This window comes from Noviherbaspirillum denitrificans (genome assembly GCF_002211445.1).
In the GTDB taxonomy this organism is placed as follows: Bacteria; Pseudomonadota; Gammaproteobacteria; order Burkholderiales; family Burkholderiaceae_D; genus Noviherbaspirillum; species Noviherbaspirillum denitrificans.
The window spans coordinates 4196087-4211025 of the sequence record NZ_LSTO01000001.1 but is presented as its reverse complement, the minus strand read 5'-3'; the positions used below and the strand labels follow the sequence as shown (position 1 = coordinate 4211025).

Sequence of the window (14939 nt, the reverse complement as noted above, 5' to 3'; positions counted from 1 at the left end):
CTCTTCGTTCGGTGCGGCATTGGAATGCCAGTGCCCCCTCCGGGATGGAGAGGGCGGATGGGGAACTACAGCAGCAGGTTTTCCAGCGTGCGGCGATAGATGTTCTTGAGCGGATCGATGTAGCGCAGTTCGATATGTTCATCGATCTTGTGGATGCTGCCGTTCGGCGGCCCGAATTCAATCACTTGCGGGCAGATCTGCGCGATGAAGCGCCCGTCGGACGTGCCGCCAGTCGTGGACAGGTCGGCATCAAGGCCAGTCTCGGCCTTGATCGCGGTCGTCAGCGCATCGCTCAGCTTGCCGCGCGGCGTCAGGAAGGGGCGGCCGCCGATGGTCCACTTGATGTCGTATTCGAAGTCGTACTTGTTCAGGATCGCGTGCACGCGCTTCTGCAGGCCTTCGACGGTGCTGGCGGTCGAGAATCGAAAGTTGAAATCGACCACGACTTCACCGGGAATCACGTTGGTCGCACCGGTGCCCGCGTGGATGTTCGACATCTGCCACGAGGTCGGCAGGTAGTACTCGTTGCCGTCATCCCATTTTTCAGCCGCGAGTTCGGCCAGCGCCGGCGCACCGAGGTGGATTGGGTTTTTCGCCAGCTGCGGGTAGGCGATATGGCCTTGCACGCCCTTGATGATGAGCTTGCCGGACATCGAGCCGCGGCGGCCGTTCTTGATGACGTCGCCGAGCTGCTCGGTGGAGGTCGGTTCGCCGACGATGCAGTAGTCAAGCTGTTCGTTGCGCGCCTTGAGCATGTCGCAGACGATGACCGTGCCGTCGGTCGCCGGGCCTTCCTCATCGCTGGTCAGCAGGAAGGCGATCGATCCCGGATGCGCGGGATGTGCTGCGACGAATTCTTCGACAGCCACGATCATGGCGGCGATCGAGGTCTTCATGTCTGCTGCGCCGCGACCGTACAGCTTGCCGTCGCGCTGCGTGGGGACAAAGGGATTGGAATGCCACTGGTCGAGCGGACCGGTCGGAACGACGTCCGTATGGCCGGCGAAGACAACCAGGGGCTGCGCGGTGCCACGGCGCGCCCAGAGGTTGGTGACACCGCCGGATTCGATGGTTTCGCATTTGAAACCGAGCGGTTCCAGCAGTTCGATCAGGCGGCGCTGGCAACCCTTGTCTTCCGGCGTGACAGAGGACAGGGCGATGAGTTCTTCGGTCAGCGCGAGTGTTTTGCTCATGGATTACTTCTTGAAAATCTGTTGGTAGTTGGTGTCGGAAAAGCCGACATGCATTGCGCCGTCAAAGTCGAGGACCGGGCGCTTGATCACGGACGGGGATTCCAGCATCAGGGCCGCCGCGCTTTGCGCATCGGCGATGGCTGCCTTGCGTTCATCCGGAAGTGCGCGCCAGGTGGTTCCCTTGCGGTTGACGAGCACATCCCATTCAAGCTGCTTCAGCCATCCGTTCACGAGTGCCGGCGTCAGTCCGGCCTTCTTGAAATCGTGGAAGGTGTGCGCAATGCCATTTTTGTCCAGCCAGGTGCGCGCCTTCTTGACGGTGTCGCAGTTGGGGATGCCGTACAGGGTGACTGCCATGGATCAAACGTTCAGGGTGAATTCGGTAAAGGTGGGGCCGTCGTCCTTCTTCGGCTCCGGCTCGGGTTCGGGCTTCTTGCCCTGGGAATTGTTGATCAGCCAGTAAAGATTGGTCGCCGAATCGGCGTTGGCCAAAGCCTCTTCCTGCGTGATCACCTCATCCTGGATGAGTTGCATCAGTGCCTGCTCGAAGGTCTGCGAACCCGGCGCCATACTCTTTTCGAGCGCTTCCTTGATCTGGCTGATTTCGCCTTGCTCGATCAGTTCCGCCACGTGGCGGGTATTCAGCAGCACTTCCACCGCGGCACGTCGTCCGCCATCCTTCGCCTGTACGAGGCGCTGCGAAATGATCGCCTTGATAGTGACCGAGAGGTCGACCAGCAGGGATGGGCGGGTTTCCAGTGGATAGAAGTTGATGATGCGGGTCAGCGCCTGGTAGCTGTTGTTCGCATGCAGGGTCGCCACGACAAGGTGGCCGGACTGGGCGTAGGCCAGCGCGTTGCCCATGGTTTCCTTGTCGCGGATCTCGCCGATCAGGATGCAGTCCGGCGCCTGGCGCAGTGCGTTCTTCAGTGCAATCTGCAGACTGTCGGCGTCGGTGCCGATCTCGCGCTGGTTGACGATGGACTTCTTGTTGACGAACAGGAATTCGATCGGGTCTTCCAGCGTCAGGATGTGGCCGGTCTTGGTGATGTTGCGGTGGTCAAGCATCGCGGCAATCGTTGTCGATTTGCCAGAGCCGGTCGAACCCACGACCAGGATCAGGCCGCGCTTTTCCATGATGACCTCTGCCAGAACCGGCGGCACGTTCAGGTCGGCGAGACGCGGAATCTCTCCCGGAATGTAGCGGAACACGGCGGAAATGCTGCCGCGCTGGCGGAATGCGGAAAGGCGGAAGCTACCGACACCGGGCACGGGGATGCCCATGTTCAGTTCATTGTGCTCGTCCAGTTCCTGCAATTGCTTGGCGGAGGTCACTTCCGACAACAGCGACTTGATGGTCGCGTTGTCCATTTTCTGCTGGTTGACGGGAAGCAGGTGGCCGTTGATCTTGATGTGGATCGGCGAGTTCACGGTGATGAACAGATCCGATGCCTTCTTATCCTTCATCAGCTGGAACAGCCTGTCCATTGCCATGATGATCTCCAGGTGGGCGATGAAAAAGGCCGCCGGAAGGGCGGCCATCCGTCACACGATCAGTCGCGGAGCAGTTCGTTGATGCCGGTCTTGGCGCGGGTCTTTGCATCCACGCGCTTGACGATCACCGCGCAGTACAGGCTGTACTTGCCGTCGGCGGAGGGCAGGCTACCCGACACGACCACCGAGCCGGCCGGAATGCGGCCATAGGTGATTTCGCCGGTGGCACGGTCGTAGATCTTGGTCGACTGGCCGATGTACACGCCCATCGAGATCACGGAGTTCTCTTCCACGATCACGCCTTCGACGATCTCGGAACGCGCGCCGATGAAGCAGTTGTCTTCGATGATGGTCGGGTTGGCCTGCATCGGCTCCAGCACGCCGCCGATGCCGACGCCGCCGGACAGGTGGACGTTCTTGCCGATCTGTGCGCAGGAACCGACGGTCGCCCAGGTGTCGACCATCGCGCCTTCATCGACATAGGCGCCGATGTTGACGTAGGAGGGCATCAGGACCACGTTCTTGCCGATGAAGCTGCCGCGGCGTGCGACAGCCGGCGGCACCACGCGGAAACCGCCCTTGGCGAAATCCTCGGCGGTGTAGTTGGCGAACTTGGTCGGCACCTTGTCATAAAACTGCATGCCTTCGCCGGCGGGCATCGGCACGTTGTCTTCGAGGCGGAAGGACAGGAGCACCGCCTTCTTCACCCACTGGTTCACGACCCAGCTGCCGCTGTCCTTCTGCGCCACGCGCAGCGTGCCCTGGTTGAGCTGTTCCAGGACGTGGGCGACGGCGTCACGCACTTCCGCGGGAGCGGACTTCGGGGAGAAATTGGCGCGGTCTTCCCAGGCCTGGTCGATGATCTGCTGGAGTTGTTGGGTCATTTGCTTGCTTCTCGATGTTGATGGATCAGGATAATTTTTGCGTGAATTCGACGATGCGCTGCGCCGCTTCGAGACATTCTTCCACCTCGGCCACCAGCGCCATGCGGATGCGGTTCTGTCCGGGGTTGATGCCGTGCGCTTCGCGGGCAAGATAACTGCCGGGCAACACGGTCACATTATATTCGGCGTACAGGCGCTTCGCGAACTCGGTGTCCGAGATGGCGACATCGCGGTCGACCCGTGCCCAAAGGTAGAAACTGGCATCGGGCAGGCGCACATCCAGCACTTCTTCGAGCAACGGCGTGACCTGCTTGAACTTGGCGATGTACTTGGCGCGGTTTTCCTCGACGTGACGCTCGTCGTTCCAGGCGGCGATCGATGCGGTCTGTACCGACGGGCTCATCGCGCTGCCGTGATAGGTGCGGTAGAGCAGGTATTTTTTCAGTATTTCGGCATCGCCTGCAACGAACCCCGAACGCATGCCCGGCACATTGGAGCGCTTGGACAGGCTGGAGAAGGAAATCAGGCGGGGATAGCCCGTCCGGCCCAGTTTGTGCGCTGCCTCCATGCCGCCAAGCGGAGGTTCGGACTGGAAGTAAATCTCCGAATAGCACTCATCCGAGGCGATGATGAAACCGTACTTGTCCGACAGGTCGAACAATTCCTTCCAGTCGTCCAGGTTCAAGACCGCGCCCGTCGGGTTGCCCGGCGAGCAAATGTACAGGAGCTGCACCCTGCGCCAGACATCTTCCGGCACGCTGCTGAAATCAGGGGCGAAATTGCGCGCCGGGTCTGAGTTCACGAAGTAGGGCTGTGCGCCGGCAAGGTAGGCCGCGCCTTCATAGATCTGGTAGAAGGGGTTGGGGCACATGACGAGTGCGTCGCCCTTGGTCGGATCAATAACCGTCTGAGCCAATGCAAACAAGGCCTCCCTCGACCCGTTGACCGGCAGCACCTGCGTCGCCGGATCAATTTTCGGAAGGCCGTAGCGACGTTCCAGCCAGCCGGCGATTGCGGCACGCAATGCGTCCGACCCGACTGTTGATGGATAGCTCGCGAGTCCGGAAAGCCCGTCAGTCAGGGCCTTCTTGATCAGGTCCGGCGTGGGGTGTTTCGGTTCCCCGATGCCAAGGCTGATCGGGCTGTAAGCGGCGTTCGGCTGCACGCCTGCGAACAGTTGCTTCAGCTTTTCAAAGGGATAAGGTTGTAATTTGTTTAACAGCGGATTCACTGGGAGGGGCTCGGCTGAAAGAGGTGGGATGCAAAAAGACCAAAGGCGGCATTATACCGTCGGCGTTCCTGCTGCGCCGGGGGGATTTCTCCCGGTGAATATGCCGTCCGGCGAGGGCGAAATGTTATGATAGGGCCCTTTTCCCGGGCGGCAGTATCTGCCTGCTTCAACTAGTCAAGAACAGTCGATAACGTGCGTCTAAATTCCCTTAAATTATCCGGATTCAAGTCCTTCGTCGATCCGACGAACTTCCAGGTGCCTGGCCAGCTGGTAGGCGTGGTGGGACCGAACGGCTGCGGCAAGTCCAACATCATGGATGCGGTGCGCTGGGTGCTGGGTGAATCCAAGGCGTCCGAGCTGCGCGGCGAATCGATGCAGGACGTGATTTTCAATGGTTCGACCAGCCGCAAGCCGGCCGGCCGCGCCTCCGTCGAACTCGTATTTGACAACAGCGACGGCCGCGCGGCCGGCCAGTGGGGCCAGTACGCGGAAATCGCCGTCAAGCGCACGCTGACCCGCGACGGCACCTCGACGTATTACATCAACAACCAGGCGGTGCGCCGCCGCGATATCCAGGACATCTTCCTTGGCACCGGCCTTGGCCCGCGCGCTTACGCGATCATCGGCCAGGGCATGATTTCGCGCATCATCGAGGCGCGCCCGGAAGACCTGCGCATCTTCCTTGAGGAAGCCGCCGGCGTGTCGAAATACAAGGAACGCCGCCGCGAGACCGAAAACCGCCTGCACGATACCCGCGAGAACCTGACCCGCGTCGAGGACATCCTGCGCGAACTGGGCACCAACCTCGAAAAACTGGAAGCCCAGGCCGCTGTTGCACAAAAATTCCGCGAACTCCAGGCCGACCAGGACGAGAAGCAGAAGCTGCTGTGGCTCCTGCGCAAGAACGAAGCCAAAACCGAGCAGGAAAAATACTTCCGCGACATCGAGCGCGCCCAGACCGAACTCGAAGAGCAGACCGCCAAGCTGCGCCACGTCGAGACGGAACTGGAGCACATGCGCCAGGCGCACTATGCGGCCGGCGACCGCATGCACACCGCACAGGGCCATCTGTACCAGACCAACTCCGAGATCGGCAGCCTGGAAGCGCAGATCAAGTTCGTCATCGAATCGCGCAACCGCCTGCAATCCCAACTGAATTCGCTGACCGCGCAGCGCGACCAGTGGCAGCGCCAGGGCCAGCAGCAACAGGAAGAACTCGAGGAAGCGGAAATGCGCCTCGAAGAGCATGGCCTGCGTGTCGAGCAGGCGCAGCAGGCCGCACAATCGCAGAACGACAACCTGCCGGCACTGGAGCAGGCATGGCGTGAAGCGCAGCTGGCGACTACCGAGTCGCGCGGCAAGATCATGCAAGTCCAGCAGCAGATTGAACTGGAATCGGCGCACCAGCGCAATGCCTCGAGCATCCTGGCCAACCTGGCGTCGCGTCGCGAACGCCTGCAGCAGGAAAAGAACGGCATGGCAATGCCGGATACCGCGCACCTGAACAACCTCAAGATGCAGCTCGAGGAAAAGCAGATGTCGCTGGAAGAGGCACGCGAGCAGCTGGAAGCGGCACAGGAGCAGCAGCCCCAGCTGGAGGAAGAGCGCCGCGTCGCGCAGCAGCAGCTGAATACCGAAACAGCTAACAACGCACAGCTGGAGGCGCGCCTGGCCGCCCTCAAGCAACTGCAGGAAAACGTGCAGACGCAGGGCAAGGTGCAGCCTTGGCTGAAGAAGCACGAACTCGGCGAACTGCCGCGCCTCTGGCAGAAGTTGCATATCGACCAGGGCTGGGAAACGGCGCTGGAATCCGTGCTGCGGGAGCGCACCTCCGCGCTGGAAATGTCGAACCTCGACTGGGCGAAGGCTTTCTTCAACGACGCGCCGCCGGCAAAGCTCGCGCTGTTCACCCCGAACGCGGCGGGTATCGCGGCCGAAGAGGCACCCGCCGGACTGAAGCCCTTCATCAGCCTGCTACAACTGAACGAGCCCGGCCTGCGTGCGTTGATGCAGGACTGGCTGCACAACGTCTTCGTTGCGGACGATGTCAATTCCGCCTTCGCGGATCGAGCGAAGCTGCCGGTTGGCGGCTATTTCGTGACGAAGCAGGGCCACGTGGTTGGCAAGACCAGTGTGCGCTTCTATGCGTCCGATTCGGAGCAGGACGGCATGCTTGCCCGCCAGCAGGAAATCGAAAACATCACGAAGCAGTTGCGTGCCCAGCAAATGCTTGCCGACGAAGCGAAGTCACGCGCTGTTCGCGCCGAATCGGCCCTGACACAGGCGACGCAGCGCCTCGGCGAGTTGCGCCAGCGCGTGGGCCAGCTGACGCAAGCCGTTCACAGCCTCCAGTTGGAAGTCATGAAGTTGTCCGAAGTGCAGGACCGCTTCAACCAGCGCAGCACCCAGATCCAGTCCGACCTGGCAGAAATCGCCGCGCAGGAAGCCGAGCAGGTGCAGGCCAAGGAAGAGTCCGAAGCGAAGTTCGAGCAGCTGGACATCGAGCTGGCCGAAATGCAGGAAAAGCACGAAGAGGGCCAGACGCAGTACCTCGCCAGGGAGCAGCAGCTGAACGATGCCCGCCTGCGTTTGCGTGAACTGGAGCGTGCGGCGCAGGAAGCGGAGTTTGCCGAGAAGGCGCACCGCAACAAGATCGAAGAATTGAAACGCAGCATCGCGACCGCACTGGAGCAGTCCGCGCGCCTGTTTGCCAGCATGCAGCAAGGCAGCCTGGAACTTGAAAGCCTGGACGACCAGGCAGCACAGGCCGGCCTGCAGGACCTGCTCGAACGGCGCACGACGCAGGAACGCGCACTTGCGGATGCACGTCATGAACTGGACCAGCTGACCCAGCAGTTGCGCCATTCCGAAGAGTCACGCCTGCAAGCCGAACGCAGCCTCCAGCCGCAGCGTGACAAGATCATGGAGTTGCAGCTCAAGGAGCAGGCTGCGCGCCTGAACCAGGAGCAGTACGCACAGCAGCTGATTGAAGCCCAGGCGGATGAAGCTGCGCTTGCAGAGAAGCTGAGCAGCGACCTGCGTCCGTCCTACCTGCAGGGTGAAGTCACGCGCCTGACCAATGCAATTGCCGCCCTGGGGGCAGTGAACCTTGCCGCACTTGACGAACTGGCCGAAGCCAGCGAGCGCAAGAAATTCCTCGATTCGCAGCATGCCGACCTCACCGAGGCCATCACCACGCTCGAAGATGCAATCAACAAGATCGACAAGGAAACCCGCGAATTGCTGCAGGACACTTTCGACAAGGTGAACAAGCATTTCGGCGAACTGTTCCCGGTGCTGTTTGGCGGCGGCCAAGCCAAGCTCATCATGACCGGCGAGGAAATCCTGGATTCCGGGGTGCAGGTGATGGCGCAGCCGCCCGGCAAGAAGAATGCAACGATCCACCTGCTATCGGGCGGCGAGAAGGCACTGACAGCGACTGCGCTGGTGTTTTCGATGTTCCAGCTCAATCCCGCGCCTTTCTGCTTGCTGGACGAGGTGGATGCGCCGCTGGATGACGCCAATACCGAGCGCTTTTGCAACATGGTCAAACGGATGTCGTCGCAGACGCAGTTCCTCTTCATCTCGCACAACAAGATCGCGATGGAGATGGCGCAGCAGCTGATTGGTGTGACGATGCAGGAGCAGGGTGTTTCCCGTATCGTTGCGGTGGATATGGAGTCGGCCGCGAATTTTGCGACAGAGGCACAAGCGGCCTGAGGCGGCGAGGCGTTTGCGTGCAGCGGGAGCGCCGCACGCAAACGAACCTGGTCAGATGCGCGCGGAACGTGCCATGGCGGCGCGCTTCTGGTAGTAGGCAACATTCATCTGCGCTTCCCGTGCGCGCTGCTGTTCGACGTCTGCGCAGATCAGATAATGTTGTTCAGCACGTTGCAACCACCAGCGCTGGACAGAGCGGACAATGGGGCTGATTGAAAGCATGGCGAGTTGCTGGAATTTGAATTCTTTCGACTTGGAAATGTCGAAACCTGAATGGGCGGAGCGCATGTTCATTCCTTGTTTGTTGGTAATGCCCGCGCTTGTTCGGTATTGAGACTCCATGCAATCCTCCAAATAAGAAAGGAATTTCGTGGCGTTCCGTTGCATCGAGCGGAACACGTTTCGGCAATGACACTGGCGCGCGCTTCGCAGTGGAAAAATGTCGCTGCGGAATAGTTGTTATTTTATTGTTCACAACATTTCCCCTGTATTGATGAACGTCAACGGGCCGGAACCGATGTTTCGGCAAGGATCAATTCCTGGTGAACATTTTTCAAATGGCCTGCAAGAAAGACAACTCGAAAGACCGGACTGTCTTGCTTGACAACTTTATTGTCGGACACTACTCTCAGCCCGGTATTGGCGAGGGAGTCACCTCGTCCCCAAGCCGCACGGCACAATGGTTTGCGCGACGGCATCTATCTGGATTCGTAAATGAACCGATCACTGAATGCGGGATGGCACGTGGTCCATCCTTTTCCCATTAAGGTATGTGAGGCATGACGGAACTTCAAATGAGCCTCATGGCCATCGGCGGCACTATCGTCGTCGGTGTAATCAGTTATAACAAGTGGCAGGAATACAAGGCGAGGAAGAGCGTACAACGTGCGTTTTCGTCCGAGCATGACGACGTCTTGATGACGCCTTCCGACGTTCCGCCGGGAACCCGGCAAGAGCCCACACTGGCACAGGGCGAACTGGCGCAGCCGGTAACGGCAGAAACCGGTGCAGCTGAATCGCCGTCGGATGAACAGATCGAAAAGCTCGTCGAAGTCCAGCAAAAGGAATTGCCGGTCGACGACCTGATCGATTGCTCGATCTCCATCACACTCCAGGCGCCCCTGCGCGGCGAAAAATTGCTGCCGAAGCTGCAAACCCTTCGCCATGTCGGCAACAAGCCGGTCCATTTCATCGGACAGCGTGAAGACAGCACCTGGGAACCCGTCGCTCATGGCGCGCAGTACTATTCGCTGTTTGCGGGCGTCCAGCTGGCGAATCGCGGCGGATCGCTGAACGAAATCGAATATTCGGAACTCATTGCACGGCTTCGCCAGCTGGCGGACGAGATGGATGCGGACCTCGATGTGCCGGACATGGGGCACGTCATGTCACGCGCCCGTTCGCTGCACCAGTTCGTGGCCGAATACGATGCACAACTGAGCGTCAATGTCCATTCGAGAGGCGCGCCCTGGGCCATCAATACCCTGCTTGCAGCACTCGAACGCCAGGGGTTTGACCTGCGTCCTGATGGCCGGCTGGTGATGCCCGACGGAGAGGGCGGCATCCTGTTCTCGCTTTCCACCAATGTGACGCTGGCGGCGGAAACCACGACCCGCTTGACACTGCTGCTCGACGTGCCGCGCGTTTCGCCGGCCCGCGACGGCTTCGGTGCGATGATTGCGTGCGCGCGCATGCTTGCCTCACGGCTTGATGGCGTCGTCGTGGACGATGGCAACCAGCCGCTGGCCGATGCCGCGCTGGCCGAAATCGCCGAGCAGGTCGATGCGTTCTACAAGCACATGGAGGCGGCCAACATTCCCGCGGGCTCCACGCGCGCATTGCGCCTCTTCAGCTGACGCATGCAACCAGACCTGTTTTCGAATCCTGCCACTGCGCCGGGTCCCGACCTGGCGCAGTGGCAGGAGCGCGCCGCCTGGCTAAAGGCGGAACTGAACCGACATAACCTCGCCTATTACGTCCTCGACACACCCACCATTCCTGATGCGGAATACGACAAGCTGTTCCGCGAATTGGTCGAGCTGGAGGAAGCGCACCCTGAGCTGGCCTCGCCCGACTCGCCCACCAAACGCGTTGGCGGCAAACCGCTTCCGCAATTCGAACCGGTGCGCCACGCCGTGCCGATGCTGTCTATCCGCACAGAGACCGATACAACGGAGGCCGGCGCAACCGCGTTCGATGCACGAGTACGTCGTGAACTGGGACTCGGCGCGGACGAGGCACCGCTGGAATACGCGGTGGAGCTCAAGTTTGACGGCCTTGCCCTGAACATCCGTTACGAAAACGGTGTGCTCGTCCAGGCCGCGACGCGCGGCGACGGGGCGACCGGCGAAGACGTCACGCAGAACATCCGCACTATCCGCCAGATCCCGCTGCGTCTTGAAAGGTGCAATGCGGCGGTGCTGGAAGTGCGTGGCGAAGTCTACATGCGCCGCGACGCATTTGAACGCATGAACGAGCGCCAGCGCGAAAAGGGCGAGAAGACCTTCGTCAATCCTCGCAATGCGGCAGCCGGCGCGGTGCGGCAACTGGACCCAGCGATCGCGGCACAGCGCCCCCTGAGCTTTTTCGCCTATGGCCTGGGCGATGTGCAGGGTTGGGACATACCTGAAACACATGGCGCAACTCTCGATTCGTTGGCCCGCATGGGCTTGCCCGTCAATGGCGAACGCAGGGTGGTTTCGGGTGCGTCCGGTCTTGCCGGGTTTTACGAGCACGTTGCTTCGATCCGGGACGCGCTTCCCTTCGATATCGACGGCGTCGTCTACAAGGTCAACAGCTATACGCTCCAGCGCCGTCTCGGCTTCGTATCCCGCGAGCCGCGATGGGCTGTCGCGCACAAGTATCCGGCTCAGGAACAGATGACCGTCGTCCGCGATATCGACGTGCAGGTGGGCCGCACGGGAAAGTTGACCCCCGTCGCGAAACTGGAACCGGTGTTCGTCGGCGGCGTGACGGTTACCAACGCCACGCTGCACAACGAGGACGAGACGCGCCGCAAGGACGTGCGTGTCGGCGACACGGTGATCGTGCGCCGCGCCGGCGATGTCATTCCGGAAGTTGTCTCTGTCGTACTCGAGCGCCGCCCGGCGGATGCCGGCCAGCCCTTCGACATGTTCCAGCGCCTGGACGGCAAGTGCCCGGTCTGCGGCAGCCACATCGACCGCGAAGAGGGCGAAGCGGACTGGCGTTGCACCGGCGGGCTGGTCTGCGCTGCGCAGCGCAAGCAGGCGATTGCCCATTTCGCCGGTCGCCGCATGATGGACATCGAAGGCCTCGGCGACCGTTACATCGAAAACCTGGTCGACCTCGGTTATGTCCACAGCATTGCCGACCTGTATCGCCTGACCCTCGATGACCTGCTCGAGATGAAGCGCCGCGCGGACGAACGCGACGGCATCAATCCCGAGACGGTGCAGAAGGGCAAGATCGCGACCAAGTGGGCGGAAAACCTTATTTCCGCCATCGAAGCGAGCAAGAATCCACCGCTGGAGCGCCTCCTGTTTGCCCTCGGCATCCGGCATGTCGGTGAAACGACGGCCAAGACGCTGGCCGACTGGTTAGGTACGCTCGCCAACATCCGGCAGGCACCGGTGGCATTGCTTCGCGTTCTTCCAGATATCGGCGATACGGTGGCTGAATCGATCGCTGAATTCTTTACCGAGGAACGCAACCAGCAGGCGATCGACAAGCTGCTTTCGGCAAAGCTGGCGCCTCGCGATGAGCATGCACCGAATCCGAAACTGCGCGACAAACTGACACCGGCAGAGCTGCTTGCCGCGCTGCGCATTCCGAAGTTCACTGAGACACGTTGCCGGCAGGCGGCGGAGCAGGGCGTAACTATTGCAACGCTTGCCGATGCGGCCGCATCCGATCAGGTCGACCTGCCGAAGAACATCAAGGAATCGATCGCCGCATGGCTCGCAGTAGGCGAGCATGCCTCGCAGCTGCTTGCTCTCGACGCAGTTTGCCGCACACTGCTGGAACAGCTTCCCGCCGGCGCTGCCGTGACAGAAGGACACCTGGCCGGCAAAACCTTTGTCTTGACTGGCACCTTGCCGGTGCTGAAGCGCGACGAGGCGCAGGCAATGATCGAAGCCGCAGGCGGCAAGGTTTCCGGTTCGGTATCGAAAAAAACATCCTATGTGGTCGCGGGTGAAGAAGCAGGAAGCAAGCTGGCCAAGGCGCAGGAGCTTGGCGTGCCCGTCATCGACGAAGTCGGCCTGCGCAAGCTGCTGGACGAAAAATGAAACGAGTACGAAAAGCCGTCTTTCCCGTTGCCGGCCTGGGCACACGCTTTCTACCCGCGACGAAAGCACAGCCCAAGGAGATGCTGCCCGTCGTCGACAAGCCGTTGATCCAGTATGCGGTCGAGGAAGCAGTTGCCGCCGGCATCACGGACATGGTCTTCATTACCGGGCGCAACAAGCGCGCGATCGAGGACCATTTCGATTCCGCCAATGAACTCGAGCTCGAGCTGGAGTCTGGTGGCAAGACGGAGCTGCTCGAGATCCTGCGCGAGTCCGTTCCCAAGGGCATCCATTGCATCTACATGCGCCAGCCCGCGCCGCTGGGGCTGGGCCATGCGGTGCTGTGCGCACGTCCCGTGATCGGTGACGAGCCTTTCGCTGTCCTGCTCGCGGACGACCTGATGGATGTCGATGCCGGAAAAACGCCTGTCCTCGGCCAGATGCTGGATGCCTACGCCGTGGAAGGGGCAAGTATCCTCGCAGTCCAGGACGTGCCGCGCGAAGAAACACGGCAGTACGGCATCGTCAGTTCGCACCCCTACAAGGAGCGCCTGGAACTGGTGGACGGCATCGTCGAAAAACCGGCTCCGGAGCAGGCGCCTTCCACGCTTGGCGTCGTGGGGCGCTATGTCCTGAACGCCAGCATCTTCGACCAACTTGAACTGATCGGCAAAGGCGCAGGTGGCGAAATCCAGCTCACCGACGGCATTGCCCGGCTGATGCAGCAGGAACGCATCATGGCCTACCGCTTTGACGGAAGGCGATTCGATTGCGGCTCCAAACTCGGCTACCTGAAGGCGACTGTGGCCATGGCCCTCAAGCATCCCGAAATGGGGCAGGAATTCGCCCGTTACCTGGAGCAATCGAAATGACTGTCCGCAACATTCTCAAGATGGGCGACCCGCGCCTGCTGCGCCAGGCGGAACCGGTGAAGGAATTCGATACGCCGGAATTGCATGCATTGATCGCCGACATGTTCGACACCATGCGCGCCGCGAATGGTGCGGGGCTTGCTGCTCCGCAGATCGGCGTGAACCTGCAACTGGTCATCTTCGGATTCCAGAACAATGTTCGCTACCCGGATGCGCCAGCCGTTCCCGAGACGGTATTGATCAATCCTGTCCTGACGCCGCTTTCGGACGATATGGAAGAGGGGTGGGAAGGATGTCTTTCAGTGCCGGGACTGCGAGGCATTGTGCCCCGCTGGAGCCGCCTGCATTACGAAGGCGTCGACCAGTACGGCAAGCAGATCAGCCGCGACGCCGACGGTTTCCACGCCCGCGTCGTCCAGCACGAATGCGACCACCTGGCCGGGATTCTTTATCCAATGCGGATCAAGGATTTTTCGCGCTTCGGGTTCGTGGAGGTGCTGTTCCCCGGCCTTGACGCGCCGGCGGACGACTAGAACTGTTCGTCGCTGCTCAGGTAGCGCCACTGTCCAACCGGCAGTTCTCCCAGCTTGACGCGGCCGATACGCACGCGCTTGAGCCCGAGCACCTTGAGGCCGACCGCTTCGCACATGCGCCGGATCTGGCGCTTTTTCCCTTCGCGCAGGATGAAGTTCAGCTGGTCATCGTTCTGCCAGCGAACCTTTGCCGGCAGGAGCTTCTTGCCATCGAGCGAGAGCCCGTGATTGAGCAGCTTCAGGTCGGAGTCCGGCAGCTTGCCCGGTTTCGTGTACTGGACGCGTACCAGGTATTCTTTCTCGATCGATGTATCTTCGCCGATCAGCTGCTTGGCAATCCGTCCGTCCTGCGTCAGGACGAGCAAACCGACCGAATCGATGTCGAGCCGTCCCGCCGGAACGAGGCTGCGCAAGTGACTTGGATGGAACTGGATCGGGGTCTTGTCTTCCTTCCAGCGCGTATCGCCGGACACGAGGGTGACGGCCGGCTTGTAGCCGTCTTCCGCCTGGCCACTGACAAATCCCATTGGCTTGTTCAGGATTACCGTCACGCGCCTGGACTGCTGCGCTGCCGCCTGCCGTTCGATCGTGATGCGCTGGTTCGGCAGGATCTTGGAGCCGAGTTCGGAGACAATCTTTCCGTCAACGCGCACCCAGCCGCGTTCAATCCATTCGTCCGCCTCGCGGCGCGAGCACAGGCCGAGTTCGGACATGCGTTTGGACAGGCGTACAGGTTCAGTCATG

Annotated in this window: 12 protein-coding genes; 5 read left to right on the top strand and 7 right to left on the bottom strand. The window is 60.9% G+C overall.

Annotation, left to right across the window (positions count from 1 at the left end):
- Positions 1 to 65: 65 nt before the first annotated feature.
- The 5 genes from dapE to dapC are packed head-to-tail and all read right to left on the bottom strand — an operon-like array spanning position 66 to position 4802.
- The gene (dapE, locus tag AYR66_RS20400; RefSeq protein WP_088709027.1) at positions 66 to 1193 is read right to left on the bottom strand and encodes a succinyl-diaminopimelate desuccinylase; all 1128 of its coding nucleotides are present in this window, start codon (positions 1191 to 1193) and stop codon (positions 66 to 68) included.
- 3 nt (positions 1194 to 1196) lie between these two features.
- Positions 1197 to 1550 (bottom strand): ArsC family reductase, encoded by a 354-nt coding sequence (locus tag AYR66_RS20395; RefSeq protein WP_088709026.1) that lies wholly within the window; start codon positions 1548 to 1550, stop codon positions 1197 to 1199.
- Between the two features lie 3 nt (positions 1551 to 1553).
- A complete protein-coding gene (locus AYR66_RS20390; protein WP_088709959.1) occupies positions 1554 to 2687 on the bottom strand; it encodes a PilT/PilU family type 4a pilus ATPase in 1134 nt (377 codons plus the stop codon).
- A gap of 59 nt (positions 2688 to 2746) precedes the next feature.
- On the bottom strand, positions 2747 to 3571 hold the full coding sequence (gene dapD, locus AYR66_RS20385) for a 2,3,4,5-tetrahydropyridine-2,6-dicarboxylate N-succinyltransferase (RefSeq protein ID WP_088709025.1): 825 nt from the start codon (positions 3569 to 3571) through the stop codon (positions 2747 to 2749).
- Positions 3572 to 3596: 25 nt separating this feature from the next.
- Positions 3597 to 4802 (bottom strand): succinyldiaminopimelate transaminase, encoded by a 1206-nt coding sequence (gene dapC / locus AYR66_RS20380; RefSeq protein WP_088709024.1) that lies wholly within the window; start codon positions 4800 to 4802, stop codon positions 3597 to 3599.
- 192 nt (positions 4803 to 4994) lie between these two features.
- Here dapC and smc point away from each other — a divergent pair, with 192 nt between their 5' ends.
- Positions 4995 to 8522 (top strand): chromosome segregation protein SMC, encoded by a 3528-nt coding sequence (smc, locus tag AYR66_RS20375; RefSeq protein WP_088709023.1) that lies wholly within the window; start codon positions 4995 to 4997, stop codon positions 8520 to 8522.
- 51 nt (positions 8523 to 8573) lie between these two features.
- Here the strand turns inward: smc and AYR66_RS20370 are convergent, their stop codons facing one another.
- A complete protein-coding gene (locus AYR66_RS20370; RefSeq protein ID WP_141104113.1) occupies positions 8574 to 8864 on the bottom strand; it encodes a hypothetical protein in 291 nt (96 codons plus the stop codon).
- A 437-nt stretch (positions 8865 to 9301) separates the two neighbouring features.
- On the opposite strand from AYR66_RS20370, the gene AYR66_RS20365 reads away from it, so the two are divergent.
- Genes AYR66_RS20365 through def form a run of 4 tightly spaced genes read left to right on the top strand, consistent with a single transcriptional unit; the run spans position 9302 to position 14195 of the window.
- On the top strand, positions 9302 to 10378 hold the full coding sequence (locus tag AYR66_RS20365) for a cell division protein ZipA C-terminal FtsZ-binding domain-containing protein (protein ID WP_088709021.1): 1077 nt from the start codon (positions 9302 to 9304) through the stop codon (positions 10376 to 10378).
- A gap of 3 nt (positions 10379 to 10381) precedes the next feature.
- Positions 10382 to 12790 carry an NAD-dependent DNA ligase LigA gene (gene ligA / locus AYR66_RS20360; RefSeq protein ID WP_088709020.1) on the top strand — a complete coding sequence of 803 codons (2409 nt, stop codon included), beginning with the start codon at positions 10382 to 10384 and terminating at the stop codon, positions 12788 to 12790.
- Positions 12787 to 13662 (top strand): UTP--glucose-1-phosphate uridylyltransferase GalU, encoded by an 876-nt coding sequence (galU, locus tag AYR66_RS20355; RefSeq protein ID WP_088709019.1) that lies wholly within the window; start codon positions 12787 to 12789, stop codon positions 13660 to 13662. The genes ligA and galU overlap by 4 nt, the downstream gene beginning before the upstream one ends.
- On the top strand, positions 13659 to 14195 hold the full coding sequence (gene def / locus AYR66_RS20350) for a peptide deformylase (protein WP_088709018.1): 537 nt from the start codon (positions 13659 to 13661) through the stop codon (positions 14193 to 14195). The genes galU and def overlap by 4 nt, the downstream gene beginning before the upstream one ends.
- Here def and AYR66_RS20345 read toward each other — a convergent pair.
- On the bottom strand, positions 14192 to 14938 hold the full coding sequence (locus tag AYR66_RS20345) for a pseudouridine synthase (protein WP_088709017.1): 747 nt from the start codon (positions 14936 to 14938) through the stop codon (positions 14192 to 14194). The genes def and AYR66_RS20345 overlap by 4 nt on opposite strands.
- Position 14939 lies beyond the last annotated feature (1 nt).

What these genes read in the sequence shown, in the direction of transcription:
- dapD (WP_088709025.1), bottom strand. Translation starts at nt 3,571, where the DNA reads ATGACCCAACAACTCCAGCAGATCATCGACCAGGCCTGGGAAGACCGC.
- dapE (WP_088709027.1), bottom strand. Translation starts at nt 1,193, where the DNA reads ATGAGCAAAACACTCGCGCTGACCGAAGAACTCATCGCCCTGTCCTCT.
- AYR66_RS20365 (WP_088709021.1), top strand. Translation starts at nt 9,302, where the DNA reads ATGACGGAACTTCAAATGAGCCTCATGGCCATCGGCGGCACTATCGTC.
- AYR66_RS20395 (WP_088709026.1), bottom strand. Translation starts at nt 1,550, where the DNA reads ATGGCAGTCACCCTGTACGGCATCCCCAACTGCGACACCGTCAAGAAG.
- galU (WP_088709019.1), top strand. Translation starts at nt 12,787, where the DNA reads ATGAAACGAGTACGAAAAGCCGTCTTTCCCGTTGCCGGCCTGGGCACA.
- def (WP_088709018.1), top strand. Translation starts at nt 13,659, where the DNA reads ATGACTGTCCGCAACATTCTCAAGATGGGCGACCCGCGCCTGCTGCGC.
- AYR66_RS20345 (WP_088709017.1), bottom strand. Translation starts at nt 14,938, where the DNA reads ATGACTGAACCTGTACGCCTGTCCAAACGCATGTCCGAACTCGGCCTG.
- AYR66_RS20370 (WP_141104113.1), bottom strand. Translation starts at nt 8,864, where the DNA reads ATGGAGTCTCAATACCGAACAAGCGCGGGCATTACCAACAAACAAGGA.
- ligA (WP_088709020.1), top strand. Translation starts at nt 10,382, where the DNA reads ATGCAACCAGACCTGTTTTCGAATCCTGCCACTGCGCCGGGTCCCGAC.
- AYR66_RS20390 (WP_088709959.1), bottom strand. Translation starts at nt 2,687, where the DNA reads ATGGCAATGGACAGGCTGTTCCAGCTGATGAAGGATAAGAAGGCATCG.